Genomic DNA, 12,647 nt, shown 5'->3' on the forward strand with positions numbered 1-12,647 from the left:
CCGGTTCCCATTGCGTCGCTCCGTCACCTTCCGGTCACCTCTTAGCCCCCGCAGCCGCAAGCGGCTGCGCTATCCCCTCATCCAAACCGATCTTCAAATCGCCGGTTGGCCGGCTTGTTCGAGCGCCGGTATCTTTCGGCGCCAAACTACCAATTTCATGGGCTCCAACAACGCAAATTTTTGACGCTTCCGCCGCGCGAAGGGAAACTGATTTCGCTTCTGACGGCGTCCAAAGAAACACTCTGCTCCCAACATTGTTCCACGCCTGACATCTAAAATATCTGAGGTCGTGCGATGCTTCTGAAAAGTTATGCTATAGAATTTATAGATATTGAATGTTCCTTGCTTACGCGCCGCGGCCCGCTCTCCCATAATCAAGCCATGGATCGGGCGCGGCAAAATGCGCGGCCGTTACTTCGAAACATTCTCGTAAGCGGCTGATGTTATGGCAACAACGCTCATCATTCCCGGGTTGTTCGGATCGGGTAATGGCCACTGGCAGCGCCATTGGCTTAATGACGACCCGCAGGCAGTCCTCGTCGAGCAGGACGACTGGGACCGCCCGCGGCTCGATCTCTGGCGCGATAGGCTCGAACACGAGATCTTTCGGCATGGAACCGTCGACCTGGTCGCCCACAGCCTCGGCTGCCTGCTGGTCGCCAATCTGGTGCGGCGTCCGCTCGCGCGGCAGGTACGCAGCGCCTTGCTCGTCGCGCCGTGCGATCTCGGCCCGACCGATCGGCTTCATCACGGCGCCGTCGATTTCGGGGCGATGCCAGACCTGCCGTTGCCCTTTTCGAGCCTCGTCGTTGGCAGTCTCAACGATCCTTATATGCCATTTGACCGCCTACGCCATTTCTCGACCCGCTGGGGCAGCCGCCTCGTCGATCTCGGCCATGCCGGGCATATCAACATCGCCAGCGGTTTTGGCCGCTGGTCGCATGGCTATGACCTGTTGAAGGTATTGAACGGGATTTCGCGGCGGGAGATGACACGGGGCCAGCCTGGCGAATTTTCGGAGTGGTTACCTTTGCCAAACGGTGCGGTCTGACCGCTCAAGAGTACGGCGACAAAGAGCGCGTTTTGCAGTCATTCCACGCGGCCCTTGATGTCGGCGCCGTTTCGCGCTCTAATAACGCACAAAGTTTATAGAGTATACCGTCTAGGGATGCACATGCGCGAAGGTGCCAGGCCAGCCGGGATAGGGTTACAGGCTCGACCGCCGTTGCGGCGGACGATATCTTCTCGCGACCTTACGCGGTACTTCATACCCTCACAATTCGGTCGGTGTCTGCGTTGAGGACCGAACAGCCATGCATTTCAAACTTTGCGGCGGGGCCGGCCATAGGAGAGTGCACATGACTGTCCATGGATTGTTTGCCAAGACGTCTCCGACGGAAATGGGTTCTAGGGGCAAGCCGCATATCGCCATCGTCGGCCGCGGTTTTTCCGGTGTAATGATGGCTATCGCCCTGATGAAGTCTGTGCGGGCCGCCTTTCACGTCCATCTCTTCGACCCGCAACCGACGATCAGCGGCGGGCAGGTCCTGGCGGCCGCCCAGAGCGGCGAAATCCTCAACAGCCGCGTTCGCGACCTTTCGGTGGCCGCCGGTCAGCCCGAAGACTTCAACGACTGGCTCTCGGCCAATGCCGAGTTTCGCGCCGCCGTGCCGGCCGCCATTCCCGGATTCCAGCAGATCTTCGTGCCGAAGAGCATCTTCAGCGACTATGTTTACCAGCGCTTCTCCGAGGCGCTGACGCGCCGGCCGGATATTTCGATGCAGCTCTCCTGTCAGGCGGTGCTTGGTCTTCGCAAGCAGGCTAATGGGCGCTTTCTCGTGGTGCAGGAGAACGCGACCGTAGAATGTGACGCCGTTGTGCTGGCGACTGGTTTTGGTCTGCGCCGCGGCGAGATGGAAGTTGCCGACGAGGAAAAGCCACTGGTGCGCGCCCGTCGTCTCGTCGTGCCGCGCCATACGGTGCTGCTCGGTAGCGGAGTCCGGGTGGTCGACCGCCTGCTGCAGCTTCGCGATAACGGCTTTGCCGGCGAGGTCACCATCCTCTCCCGCCATGGTTTCCTGCCGCAGCCGCATACCCGTCTTTCGGCAGCGCCGACATTTCCGGTCGAGCCGATGCCGACGCGGCTCGGAGAGATCGTTCGCTTCGTCCGGCAGGCCTGTGCCGAGGCAGAAGAGGCAGGGCTCGGCTGGCAGGCGGCAATGAACGGCCTGCGCCGACGGGCGCGGTCCCTCTGGCAGGCGCTGCCAGAGGAAGAAAAACATCGCTTTAACCGGCACCTGCGGTCGATCTACGACAGCCACCGCAATCGCCTGCCGGCACCCCTCTACCTGCGTCTCCGGCAGGAGCTTGCCAGCGAGCGGACCGTGCTACGCAAGGGCTGGGCCGGCCGGCGCCGTCCGGAAGGGTTGATGGTGCGCTTTGCCGGTGAAAGCCAGGAGACGCTGCTGTCAGCCGACCAGGTGATCGACTGTCGTTGTTCGGCGCCCGATCTTCAGGCGCCGTTGATGCAGAGCCTTTTTTCCGGCGGCCTTGCAGAACCCGACGAACTCGATCTCGGCATTGCCGTCAGCCCGGCCGGCGAGGTGCTCGCAGGCGGACGCCCGACGCGCAATCTCTATGCGATCGGGCCGCTCGGCGTCGGCAGCCTGCCCGACATCGATCTCGTTCCGGAGATCGTCACGCAGACCTATGCAGCAGCCCGGCTGATCGCCACTCGGCACCGGATCACGTTGAAGACCGGCTGACGCCTGCCGCTCAGCGCCGTGTCGACCAGGGCACCAGCCAGCGCTCGATAAGGCGTGCCGCCAGCTCGAATAGGAAGGCGACGGCAGCGATGACGATAATGCCGGCGATCACCACGTCGGTCACCAGGAACTGGGCGGCGGACTGGATCATGAATCCAAGACCGCGGGTTGCGGCGACCAGTTCGGCAGCCACCAGCGTCGACCATCCGGCGCCAAGCGCGATACGGGTACCCGTGAGGATCGAGGGCAGGGCGCTCGGCACGATGACGTGCCGCAGGACCTGAAGGCGCGAAGCGCCGAAGGACCGCGCGGCGTTGACGTGATCGGCCGATGCGGACCGGACGCCTGTTGCCGTCGAAAGAATGACCGGCGGAAGCATTGCCAGCGCAATCACCGCAATCTTCGACGCCTCGCCGATGCCGAGCCAGATGATCACCAGCGGCAGATAGGCAAGCGGCGGCAGCGGTCGCAGGAACTCGACGATCGGATCGAGGATGCCCTTGCCCAGTCGGCTGGCTCCGATGGCAAGGCCGGCCGGGACGCCGACAACGAGGGCGACGGCAAGCGCGCCGAATATCCGCAGCAGGCTGGCGCCGACGTGCTGGGCAAGCGTCGCATCGACAAAACCGGTGACGGCAAGGCTCTCCAGCGCCTGGTAGACGGCAACCGGGGATGGCAGAAAGAGCGGCGACACGAAGCCGTAGCTCGACGCAAGGCTCCAGAGGAAAAGGAGAGCCGTGATCGTTGCGAGCGAAATCCAGACAAGCGGCAAGGGCCGGCTGGTGTCCCCTTCCGATTGCCTGTCGATGTCTTGGACTGTCGGCATGATTGGCGGAAGGCCTTCTACCGAGATGCTCATGCGGCAATTCCTTCCTCTTCGGCGTGGATGAGCGCGGTCAATTCGTCCTGCAGGCGGCGAAAGGCGGGGGAACTGCGAATCTCGGAAAGCGGCGTTCCGGCGAGGTGATCGCGGCCGAAGGTGGTGAAGATTTCGCTGGTGATCCGGCCGGGCTTGGGGGCAAGGACGATGATCCGCGTCGCGAGCAACAGCGCCTCCTCGATGCTGTGGGTGATCAACAGCGCCCCGACTCCGTTTGCCTGCCACACGTCGAGAAGAAAGCCCTGCATGCGGCTGCGGGTGAGCGCATCGAGTGCGCCGAGCGGCTCGTCCATCAAGAGGAACTTCGGGCTGGAGGCGAGCGCACGGGCAATGCCGACACGCTGGCGCATACCGCCCGACAGTTCCCAGACATGCCGCTCGGCTGCATCGCTGAGCCCGACCTGATCGAGAAGGGTTCGCGCCCGCACCAGCCGATCCGCCCTGGAAAAGCCGCGCAGTCGCAGGGGAAAGGCGACATTGTCGAGGGCGGTCAGCCACGGATAGAGCGCATCGTCCTGGAACACGACGGCGCGCTCTGCCCCTGGGCCGGTGACCGGCGCGCCATCGAGCCGAACGCGGCCGCTGCTCGGTTTCACGAAACCTGCCGCCAGATTGAGAAGGCTGGTCTTGCCCGAACCGGAACGGCCGATGACGACGACGAATTCGTCCTGGTCGATCGACAGGTCGACGGACGCGAGCACCGGTGGGTGCCCGCCGTCGACGCCTGTATACCGCAGCGTGGCATTCTCAAGGGAGAGGACTGACATGCTGTTCTCCTGGCATCGCGCAGAGACGCGCCCGCCCGGCCGTCCTAGCCGGGCGAAGCATTGGTCGAGTGAATTTCAGAACGAGAGCTTTGCCGCTTCCTGTGCCCAGCGGGCGGAAACGTAAGGCGCGTAGTCGGGGAGGACTGCCGGGATCTTGCCCTGTTCAAGCAGGAAGGTTGAGGTCTGCGCTATGGCCTTGGCGGTGGCGCCACCGAGAAGATCGGGGCCCGCCTGCTCTTTAAGCGACGGGAAGTAATAGCCCTTGAGCAGGTTCGGCACCTCCTCAGGCTTTGCGCCGGTCAGCCGTGCGATCTTCTCGGCCTGCGGCGAGCCGGCGCTCCAGGCCTCCGGCTTGGCGCGGTAATCCGCATAGGCGTCGCCGGTCACCTTGACGAAGCCGGTGACGATTTCAGGATGTTCCTCGGCAAACTTCTTGCTGACAATCCAGGCGTCGAAGGTCGGCCCGCCCCATTTCGCGACATCGCTCGATGTCGCAAGCACGGTCGCGGTCTTCTTGACTTCGGACAGAACCGGATCCCAGACATAGGCTCCGTCGATATCGCCACGCTGCCAGGCGGCCGCGATCTCCGGCGGCCGAAGGTTGAGGATCTCGACCGACTTCGGGTCAACGTTCCAGTGTTTCAAGGCGGTGAGCAGGCTGTAATGCGCCGTCGAGACGAAGGGGGTTGCGATCTTCTTGCCGGCAAGCTCTTCCGGCTTGTCGATCCCCTTGACCGCCAGCGCCTCTGCGTCGCTGATCAGGCCGACGACGAAGATCGTTTCGAGCGGGATCTGGCGGCTCGCGGCGGCGGCCAGTGGCGAGGATCCGACATAGCCGATATCGATCGACCCGGACGCAAGCGCTGCGATCACGTCGGCGCCACCATCGAATTTCTGCCAGTTGATCTTGGCGCCGGTCACCTTTTCATAGGTCCCGTCTGCCTGCGGCACGCGCGAAGGTTCGACGATTGGCTGATAGCCGATGGTCAGCGTCGTTTCGTCCGCATGGGCCGGAAGGGAAAGCTGGCTCGCCGCCAAGAGGGCGGCACTCGCGGCAAGAAGGGTACGTCTGCGGATCGTCATCGTATGCTCCTCAACGGTCGGGTTGCGGCTTCCTCAGGAAGTCCTGACGTTATGTTGATTAAAAGCATGGATTTTATGTAGATAAATTATTCCGCTTTTTGCCGCTTCGCTGAGAACGCATTCCAAAGTTTATGCCCATGGCAGCGCTCTGTCCCGTGCATGGAAGGCAGCGTCAGAACTGCACGCCGCCGTAGCGACCGTTGTGGTAGACGATCGGTTCGCCTGTTCCCGCTGTAATCGCCACCACCCGGCCGAGGATGATCGCATGGCTATGGCGCTCGATGATCTCCTCGACCTCGCAATCAATGGCGGCAAGCGCGCCGGCGAGCGCGGAGGCTCCGCTGGCAAGCCGGATCCATTCGGCGCCGTCGTAGCGAGCGGCGCCCTTGGTGCCGTCGACACCGGAGAAGCGCTCGGCGACCGTTTGCTGCTCCCGCGAAAGTAGGTTGACACAGAAATGCCGGTAGCGCTCGATGACGGGCCAGGTGGAGGACGTGCGGTTGATGTTGACGATCATGGTCGGCGGATCAACGGCGAGCGCGGTCGCGGAGGTCACGGTGGCGCCGGTGCGCTCCTCGCCTATCCCGGCGGTGATGACGGAGACGCCGCCTGAGAAGTTGCGCATGGCCGCCTTCAGCGCAGGCGTGGTGATCGGCGCGTAACCGTTGGCGGTCGGAACGATGGCGTCGAATGCGGGAGAAGCGGCAAGCGCGATGGTCATGGCCAAATCCTCGAAAAATTTAATCTAATTCCCGATCGCTGGCGGCTGATGCGGGAAAAATTTTCCTCACATCAAGGATGATCGCCCGATTTCTTATTGTCAATAAATTTTATAGAGTTTATGCTTTTTACCAATCGAGTGCGGCCTTGCTTGCCGTCGAAGGAACCTGTGAGGAGGCCTGCGCGAATGGGAATTGTGCCCAACGAAATCCCCGAGAAAATCAATGTTCTCTGGTTCCTGCCGACCCATGGCGACAGCCGCTATCTCGGAACCACGCGCGGCGGGCGAAACGTGGACCTCAACTACCTCAAGCAGGTGGCGCAGGCCGCCGACGCGCTCGGTTACTATGGCGTGCTCATCCCGACCGGCCGCAGTTGCGAGGACAGTTGGGTGGTCGCCTCGGCGCTGGCGCCACTCACGGAAAAGCTGCGGTTCCTGATCGCGGTTCGGCCCGGCCTGCTCTCTCCCACGCTTGCGGCCCGCATGACGGCGACGCTGGACCGTCTCTCGGGCGGGCGGCTGCTGATCAACGTGGTGACCGGCGGCGATCCGATCGAGAACAAGGGCGACGGCATTCACCTCGCGCATGGCGATCGCTACGAGGTGACCGAGGAATTCCTGAACATCTACAAGGCCGTGCTTCGCGGAGAAGAGGTAAACTTCAAGGGAAATCACTTCGATATCGAGGGCGGCAAGCTCCTGTTTCCGTGCGTGCAGCAGCCCCGCCCGCCGCTCTATTTCGGCGGCTCTTCCGGAAAGGGGCAGGAGGTCGCAGCGCGCACGATCGACAAGTACCTGACCTGGGGCGAGCCGGTGGAGGACGTCGCCCGGAAGATCGCCGAAGTTCGCGCCCTCGCCGATGCCGAGGGCAGGGAGGTCACCTTCGGTATCCGTCTTCATGTCATCGTTCGCGAATCCGCAAAGGAGGCGTGGCAGGCGGCCGACGAATTGATACAATATGTGGACGACGAAACGATTGCCGCCGCACAGAAGGTGTTCGAGCGCATGGATTCGGTTGGTCAGAGCCGCATGAGCCGCCTGCATGGCGGCAGGCGGGACAAGCTCGAAATCGCTCCCAATCTGTGGGCCGGCGTCGGTCTGGTGCGCGGAGGTGCCGGAACGGCGCTGGTCGGCGATCCTGATCAAGTCAAGGCGCGCATGGAGGAGTACCGGCAAGTCGGAATCGACAGCTTCATCCTTTCCGGTTACCCGCATCTGGAAGAGGCCTATCGCTTCGGCGAACTGGTTCTGCCGCATCTGCCGCTGGCCCATTCCATTCCGGCCCGTGAGACCTCGATCAACACCGGGCCGTTCGGCGAAACCATCGCCGGCGATCATCGCCCGAAGCTGAAGGTCTCGCAATCGTGACGGGCGCCCGGCGAACCGTGGTTGCGATCATCGGCGGCGGTTTCACCGGCGCCGTGGTGGCGGCGAACCTCGCACGCAATGCTGCCAGCGACGGTGCGGCCATCGTAGTCTTCGAGCCGCGAGGCCGGCTCGGTGCGGGACTTGCCTATGATACGGTAAATCCCGCCCATCGCACCAATGTGCCCGCGGCGCGCATGAGTCTCGTTCCTGATGATCCCGACGACTTCCTGAATTGGCTCTCGGCCCGTGGCGAACCGCGGGGGGATCCCGAAGCAAGGGCGGCCGATGGCCATCTCTACGTGCGGAGGGCGGTGTTCGGGCGATATGTCGGCGAGTTCGTCGCACCGTTCGTCAGAAGCGGCAAGGTCGTGCATCGGCGCGAGCGTATCGCGCGCGTCGAGAGGCATGGGACGCGCTGGCGGCTGCGCTCCGACGGGGGCACGGAACTGCTGGCCGACATCGTCGTGATCGCCACGACGCATCCGGCGCCATGCGCGCCGAAAAGCGTTGCGCAGGCGCTCGATGGTCACCCGCGTTTCGTCGCCGACACCACGGTCGGCGGTTCACTTGCCTGTCTTCGTCCGGATGACCATGTTCTGGTGCTCGGAAACGGCCTGACGGCGGCGGATGTGATTGCCTCGCTGAGGCGCGCCGACCATCGCGGGTCGATCGTTGCGCTGTCGCGCCGCGGTCTTCGTTCGCGTGGCCATGCGGCTAAGGCGCAGGAGCCCTTCGGCGATTTTGTCGGTAGCCCGGCGCGAACCGCGCTCGAACTGCTTCGACGCGTGCGCCTGGCGGTGCGGCAGGCCGCTGCGGCCGGATTGAGCTGGCACGCGGTTTTCGACGCCCTGCGCGGCCAGGGCGGACAGATCTGGCGGGCGCTGCCCGTGGCGGAGCGACGCCGTCTCGTGCAGCGCTTGCGGCCCTTCTGGGACGCGCACCGGTTCCGTGTGGCGCCACAGATCGACGGTGCGATCCGGCAGGCAATCGAGACGGGACAGTTGCGCATCCTCGGCGCTGAGATCGAAGGCGTCGAACGCTATGGCCAGGTCGTCGCGGTCGATATCCGTCACCGGCAGACGCGCGTGCGTGAACGCCTGTTGTTTGATGCCTGCCTCGTGACGACCGGGCCGGCACACACCGGCATTCTTTCAAGCCAGGACTGGCTCGCGGATCTGGCGTCGAAGGGCTGGTTGCGCGCGGACAGCGTCGGACTGGGGCTTGCCTGCGACGAGACGAGCCGGGCGATCGGGGCGAGTGGCGTGGCCGAGAGATCGCTGATCGTTGCCGGGCCGCTGGCGCGTGGCACATTCGGCGAGCTCATGGGCCTGCCGCAGGTCAACGATCACGCGATCTTCATCGCCGATGAGATCGCCGAGATGCTGGCGCGTCCGGAGAGGGGCGCCAGCCGTCGCAGGGCGGCGTCATCCGTTCGTCAGCGGCCGATCACGGCCCTCGCCGGCGTCGCCAGGCCTTGAAGCCCGGGCCTCGCCGTCGAGCCGGCGGGTCCAATCCTCGACAGCCCGTGTCTGCAGGCGCTTGACCGCATAGTCCCGCCAATTCGGCGGCAGGGTGGCGAGGCTGGCGATCTCGGACAGCGCATCGCGGTTGAGCGTATCGACGTAGAAATAGTGCCACAGCCGGGCGATCGTCCATTCCGGGTGGCGGCGTTCGACGAGCTGCAACCGGTCGCCGGGCGAAACCATGCCAGTTTCGATGACGCGGTAGTACCATCCGGTGCGGCCGGTCTGCTGAACGCGGCGCGCCATGTCCGGCAGATCGAAGCGGCGGTTCAGCTTCCAGCATGGTTGTCGACCCTGGCTCACCTCAACGAGAGCTTCGCCAAGGCGAAACCGGTCGCCGACCGCCACATCGCTTTCGGTCGGCCCCAAAGCCGAGATGTTCTCACCGAACGCGCCCGGCTGCTCCAGCCGCGAAACGCGACCGATCTCGTCCACCCATGCCTGATAGTGGTCGCGTGGGTAGTGATGCACGGCCTTGTCGGGGCCGCCGTGCCTCTTGAGATCACCCTGATGGTCGCCGGCAAAGCCCGTTGTGCCGAGATGCACCGGACCGGCGGTCGGGTGTTTGTCGATGCCGCTCAGGGTTCCTCGGTCGTCGATCGGCGAAAGGGTGCCGATGAGCAGGGCGTCGAGCGCGATCGGGGCCGGCTCAACCATCAATGTTCTCCAGCCATTCGCCGATCATCGAAGCCGCCGCCGTCTCCAGGCGCGGGCCGAGACGTCGGGCATCGGCACGCAGAGCCGGTACGCTGAGCCCGGCGGCTGACAGTTCGCAGGCGTGACCGACGAGCCAGCGTTCGAATGCCGCTCCGTCAACGGCCTCCGGGTGAAACTGAAGCGCGAGCACGGTCTTTCCGCGCGCGAAGGCTTGCTGGACGGTCTGTGGCGTCGATGCCAGCAGGCCAGTGCCGGCGGGCAGATCGTAGGTGTCGCCGTGCCAATGCAGGACCGGGACGTCGGCGAGATGGCGCAGCGGCGAGGCCTGGCCCGCGGCGGTAAGGCTCAGCGGCGAAAACCCGATCTCCTTGAGGCCGGAGGCGTAGACGCGAGCGCCAAGCGCCCGCGCGATCAACTGGGCGCCGAGGCAGATGCCGAGTGTCGGCCGGCCGCTGGCAAGGCGCTTCTGCAGCATCGCGATCTCCCCGGCGAGGAAGGGGTAGGCCTCATCTTCATAGACGCCGATCGGACCGCCGAGCACGATGACGAGATCGGGCTCCAACGGATCGAAAGAGAGGTAGTCTTCGTCGCCGACGTCGCGGTACTCGATTTCGAACCCCGCCGCTCGCAGCGGTCCGGAAAAGCTGCCGAGATCTTCGAAATGCACATGCCTGAGGGCGAGCGCCTTTCTGGTCGTCATCGTCTGTTCTCCATGCTTCAGGGGGTCTCGCCGACACGGGCGCCGGGGATGCAGCCGTCGCTGGTGCACCCGGCGTCGGTGGCCGTCGTTGCCAGATCGGGGATCGGGGCCGCGATGAGTGTGGCAAGACGCGCGCCGATGACCATGTCGTCTTCGATGCCGAAGCGGTGGTGTTCGATTTTGCCGTCGCGGCCGATGATGATCGCCGTCGGCGTGCCCCGCATGCCGTAGCGTTCCATGGTTTTCGGTATCGGTGCCTGGTCGGAAGGCTCGTCGACGGCGATCGGAAAGGTCAGCCTATATTCATGAATGAAAGCCTGCAGCGCTTCCGGCGTCATGACTGCGTGATGCTCGAACACCGAATGCAGGCCGATGACCTGAAGATCGGTGTCACGGAAAATGCCCTGGACGCGCTGGGTCTGTGGCAGACCGTGCGAAACGCAGGCGGGGCAGAGCATCTGAAAAGCATGAAGGAATACCACGCGGCCTCGAAGCTGCGCGAGGCTCAAGTGTTCCGGTGTATTGAACCAGGTTGAAACCGCCAGCTCCGGAGCCGCGGTCCTGTGATTGCTGTTCATTGTCCTCATCTCCAGTGTGGCCGGGCGAACGCTCCTCGCCCGACCTTTGCGACATGTGCGGATCAGGCGGCTTCGCGAACGAGCTTCACGCCGGGGAAATCGACCGGAACGGCAAGCGCGACGTTGACGTAGTTGGTGAACAGGTTGAGCGCGACATGGGCGATGATCTCGACGATGTCCTGGTCATCGAAGCCGGCGTCGCGCAAGGTGCGCACATCCACGTCGGATACCTGTCCGCGCGCCTCCACGAGCTTCTGTGCAAAGGCAAGGGCCGCCGCCGTCTTCGGGTCGGAGGATTTGCCGCGTTGCGCTGCCGTCATCTCCTCGGCGGTCGCGCCGGCCTTGCGGCCAAGGGCAGTATGAGCCGCCAGGCAATAGTGGCAATTGTTGCGATCCGCCACGGCAACGGCGATCTGCTCGCCGAGCTTGGCGCCGAGGCGTCCCTTGCCGAGGGCGCCAAAGGAGCCCCACATGCTGGCAAGGGCTGCCGGCGAATTGGCGACGGCCCGGAACATGTTGGGTGCGACCCCGAAGGCCGAGCGGATTTCGCCAAGCAGTTCGGCGCTCGGACCAGTTGCCGAAGCGGGGTCAACTAGATTAATTCTGCTCATGGTTTTCTCTTTCTGTTTGCGTGGAGGGAGAAAATTGCCGGTCCGCCGATGGCAGTCGTCGGACCGGCGCCGACATCATCGTCTGTCCGCTTGCGACACAGGAAACAGTGCTCGCGAAATCCGATGGTGAAGTTCGTTGTGAACGCGCCGGGGTGACTCCGTGACGCCTTCGGGATAGCCGGCCTTTCCGCCGATGGATGTGCCGCTCTTCGTCCGCATGATCAGACCGTCTCGCGATTGAAAATACGCCAGGCAGCCCGTTGCACCTCCGGCTCTGCCGTTTCGTATTCGCCGCAATCGACGCGCAGTTCCGCCGGGCCGAAGGCGGCATCGACGAACGCGCAATGATGCGGCGTTTTGGGGTCGTCATAGACATGTGGCCGGAAGTATCGACAGTTGACGCACATGCGCTGTTCCGGAATGGCGCCGGCCGTCTGCAGGCGACGGATGATCTTGATGAGATGCATGAGCAGATCCTGCTGCTCGAGGCGCGAAAGCGAGGCGATGGCATCCTCCGTCGCGGAGGCGAGCCGTCCTGCCTGACGGACGGCATCCTCGCCGGCCGGCGTGGTTGCAACCGAAAGGGCGCGCGCGTCGCTCGGGTCCCGCCGCTTCTCGACCAGTCCCTTGCGAAGCAGCGCGTTGACCGAGTCCGTCGTCGTCGGCTGGCTGACGCCGAGATAGCCGGCGATCTGCTTTACCCGCATACCGCTGCGGCCGCGGGCAATCAGGAAGGTCAGGATCTGCAGCTGTGTCGGATTGAGGCCGATCGCCTCCGCGGTTGCCCAGGCTTCGGTGCGCATGGCCGTCGCCACGCGGGAGAGCCCGTCGCCGATACGGTCGACCAGGGCAGGTGTCGTGTCAGGTTCCTTGCTCATACGGATAATAAATATAGGATTCCTATCTAATGTCAACGCCGCCAAAAAAGCGATGCGAATTTGACGCGCATCAAAGTGGAGGGCGTATCTCAGGCTTAAGTCTCTTCTCGAACAAC

At 63.9% G+C, this 12,647-nt stretch carries 14 protein-coding genes; 5 read left to right on the forward strand and 9 right to left on the reverse strand.

The genetic code is table 11. The features are described from left to right. The 3 genes from XB14_RS33470 to XB14_RS23620 all read left to right on the forward strand — a co-directional run. Window positions 1-184 (forward strand): hypothetical protein (locus XB14_RS33470; RefSeq protein ID WP_210190045.1); only part of this gene is annotated, 184 nt, incomplete at its 5' end. Window positions 185-445: 261 nt separating this feature from the next. Further along, a complete protein-coding gene (locus XB14_RS23615; protein WP_077964824.1) occupies window positions 446-1,051 on the forward strand; it encodes an RBBP9/YdeN family alpha/beta hydrolase in 606 nt (201 codons plus the stop codon). 307 nt (window positions 1,052-1,358) lie between these two features. After that, window positions 1,359-2,765, forward strand: coding sequence for an FAD/NAD(P)-binding protein (locus XB14_RS23620; RefSeq protein WP_077964826.1), 1,407 nt, complete (start codon window positions 1,359-1,361; stop codon window positions 2,763-2,765). 10 nt (window positions 2,766-2,775) lie between these two features. Here XB14_RS23620 and XB14_RS23625 read toward each other — a convergent pair whose 3' ends face one another. The 4 genes from XB14_RS23625 to XB14_RS23640 all read right to left on the reverse strand — a co-directional run bounded on the left by XB14_RS23625 (window position 2,776) and on the right by XB14_RS23640 (window position 6,216). Then, window positions 2,776-3,624 carry an ABC transporter permease subunit gene (locus tag XB14_RS23625; RefSeq protein ID WP_077964828.1) on the reverse strand — a complete coding sequence of 283 codons (849 nt, stop codon included), beginning with the start codon at window positions 3,622-3,624 and terminating at the stop codon, window positions 2,776-2,778. Beyond that, the gene (locus tag XB14_RS23630; RefSeq protein WP_077964830.1) at window positions 3,621-4,412 is read right to left on the reverse strand and encodes a taurine ABC transporter ATP-binding protein; all 792 of its coding nucleotides are present in this window, start codon (window positions 4,410-4,412) and stop codon (window positions 3,621-3,623) included. Before XB14_RS23630 ends, XB14_RS23625 begins: the two co-directional genes overlap by 4 nt. 75 nt (window positions 4,413-4,487) lie before the next feature. Further along, window positions 4,488-5,495, reverse strand: a complete 1,008-nt coding sequence (tauA, locus tag XB14_RS23635; protein WP_077964832.1) for a taurine ABC transporter substrate-binding protein — start codon at window positions 5,493-5,495, stop codon at window positions 4,488-4,490. Window positions 5,496-5,667: 172 nt separating this feature from the next. Next, window positions 5,668-6,216 (reverse strand): flavin reductase family protein, encoded by a 549-nt coding sequence (locus XB14_RS23640; protein ID WP_077964834.1) that lies wholly within the window; start codon window positions 6,214-6,216, stop codon window positions 5,668-5,670. 186 nt (window positions 6,217-6,402) lie between these two features. On the opposite strand from XB14_RS23640, the gene ssuD reads away from it, so the two are divergent. Further along, entirely contained in the window at window positions 6,403-7,584 is a 1,182-nt protein-coding gene (gene ssuD / locus XB14_RS23645) for an FMNH2-dependent alkanesulfonate monooxygenase (RefSeq protein WP_077964836.1), read from the forward strand. Further along, window positions 7,581-9,062, forward strand: coding sequence for an FAD/NAD(P)-binding protein (locus XB14_RS23650; protein WP_234804129.1), 1,482 nt, complete (start codon window positions 7,581-7,583; stop codon window positions 9,060-9,062). Before ssuD ends, XB14_RS23650 begins: the two co-directional genes overlap by 4 nt. Here the strand turns inward: XB14_RS23650 and XB14_RS23655 are convergent. From XB14_RS23655 to XB14_RS23675, 5 genes are all read right to left on the reverse strand, one after another. Beyond that, on the reverse strand, window positions 9,009-9,764 hold the full coding sequence (locus XB14_RS23655; RefSeq protein ID WP_077964838.1) for an MOSC domain-containing protein: 756 nt from the start codon (window positions 9,762-9,764) through the stop codon (window positions 9,009-9,011). The genes XB14_RS23650 and XB14_RS23655 overlap by 54 nt on opposite strands. Next, window positions 9,757-10,464 carry a glutamine amidotransferase gene (locus tag XB14_RS23660; RefSeq protein ID WP_077964840.1) on the reverse strand — a complete coding sequence of 236 codons (708 nt, stop codon included), beginning with the start codon at window positions 10,462-10,464 and terminating at the stop codon, window positions 9,757-9,759. Before XB14_RS23660 ends, XB14_RS23655 begins: the two co-directional genes overlap by 8 nt. 17 nt (window positions 10,465-10,481) lie before the next feature. Further along, window positions 10,482-11,042, reverse strand: a complete 561-nt coding sequence (locus tag XB14_RS23665) for a peroxiredoxin family protein (RefSeq protein ID WP_143348515.1) — start codon at window positions 11,040-11,042, stop codon at window positions 10,482-10,484. A 62-nt stretch (window positions 11,043-11,104) separates the two neighbouring features. Beyond that, complete coding sequence (locus XB14_RS23670; protein ID WP_077964844.1) at window positions 11,105-11,653, reverse strand: carboxymuconolactone decarboxylase family protein; 549 nt, start codon at window positions 11,651-11,653, stop codon at window positions 11,105-11,107. 221 nt (window positions 11,654-11,874) lie between these two features. Beyond that, entirely contained in the window at window positions 11,875-12,531 is a 657-nt protein-coding gene (locus XB14_RS23675) for a MarR family winged helix-turn-helix transcriptional regulator (protein WP_077964853.1), read from the reverse strand. Window positions 12,532-12,647 lie beyond the last annotated feature (116 nt).

Source organism: Ensifer adhaerens (assembly GCF_002007205.1).
Classification (GTDB): domain Bacteria; phylum Pseudomonadota; class Alphaproteobacteria; order Rhizobiales; family Rhizobiaceae; genus Ensifer; species Ensifer adhaerens_D.

Excerpts from the sequence above, each read along its gene's own strand:
- XB14_RS23655 (WP_077964838.1), bottom strand. The coding sequence starts at position 9,764 with ATGGTTGAGCCGGCCCCGATCGCGCTCGACGCCCTGCTCATCGGCACC.
- XB14_RS23630 (WP_077964830.1), bottom strand. The coding sequence starts at position 4,412 with ATGTCAGTCCTCTCCCTTGAGAATGCCACGCTGCGGTATACAGGCGTC.
- XB14_RS23640 (WP_077964834.1), bottom strand. The coding sequence starts at position 6,216 with ATGACCATCGCGCTTGCCGCTTCTCCCGCATTCGACGCCATCGTTCCG.
- XB14_RS23660 (WP_077964840.1), bottom strand. The coding sequence starts at position 10,464 with ATGACGACCAGAAAGGCGCTCGCCCTCAGGCATGTGCATTTCGAAGAT.
- XB14_RS23675 (WP_077964853.1), bottom strand. The coding sequence starts at position 12,531 with ATGAGCAAGGAACCTGACACGACACCTGCCCTGGTCGACCGTATCGGC.
- XB14_RS23665 (WP_143348515.1), bottom strand. The coding sequence starts at position 11,042 with ATGAACAGCAATCACAGGACCGCGGCTCCGGAGCTGGCGGTTTCAACC.
- XB14_RS23625 (WP_077964828.1), bottom strand. The coding sequence starts at position 3,624 with ATGAGCATCTCGGTAGAAGGCCTTCCGCCAATCATGCCGACAGTCCAA.
- ssuD (WP_077964836.1), top strand. The coding sequence starts at position 6,403 with ATGGGAATTGTGCCCAACGAAATCCCCGAGAAAATCAATGTTCTCTGG.
- XB14_RS23670 (WP_077964844.1), bottom strand. The coding sequence starts at position 11,653 with ATGAGCAGAATTAATCTAGTTGACCCCGCTTCGGCAACTGGTCCGAGC.
- XB14_RS23620 (WP_077964826.1), top strand. The coding sequence starts at position 1,359 with ATGACTGTCCATGGATTGTTTGCCAAGACGTCTCCGACGGAAATGGGT.
- tauA (WP_077964832.1), bottom strand. The coding sequence starts at position 5,495 with ATGACGATCCGCAGACGTACCCTTCTTGCCGCGAGTGCCGCCCTCTTG.
- XB14_RS23615 (WP_077964824.1), top strand. The coding sequence starts at position 446 with ATGGCAACAACGCTCATCATTCCCGGGTTGTTCGGATCGGGTAATGGC.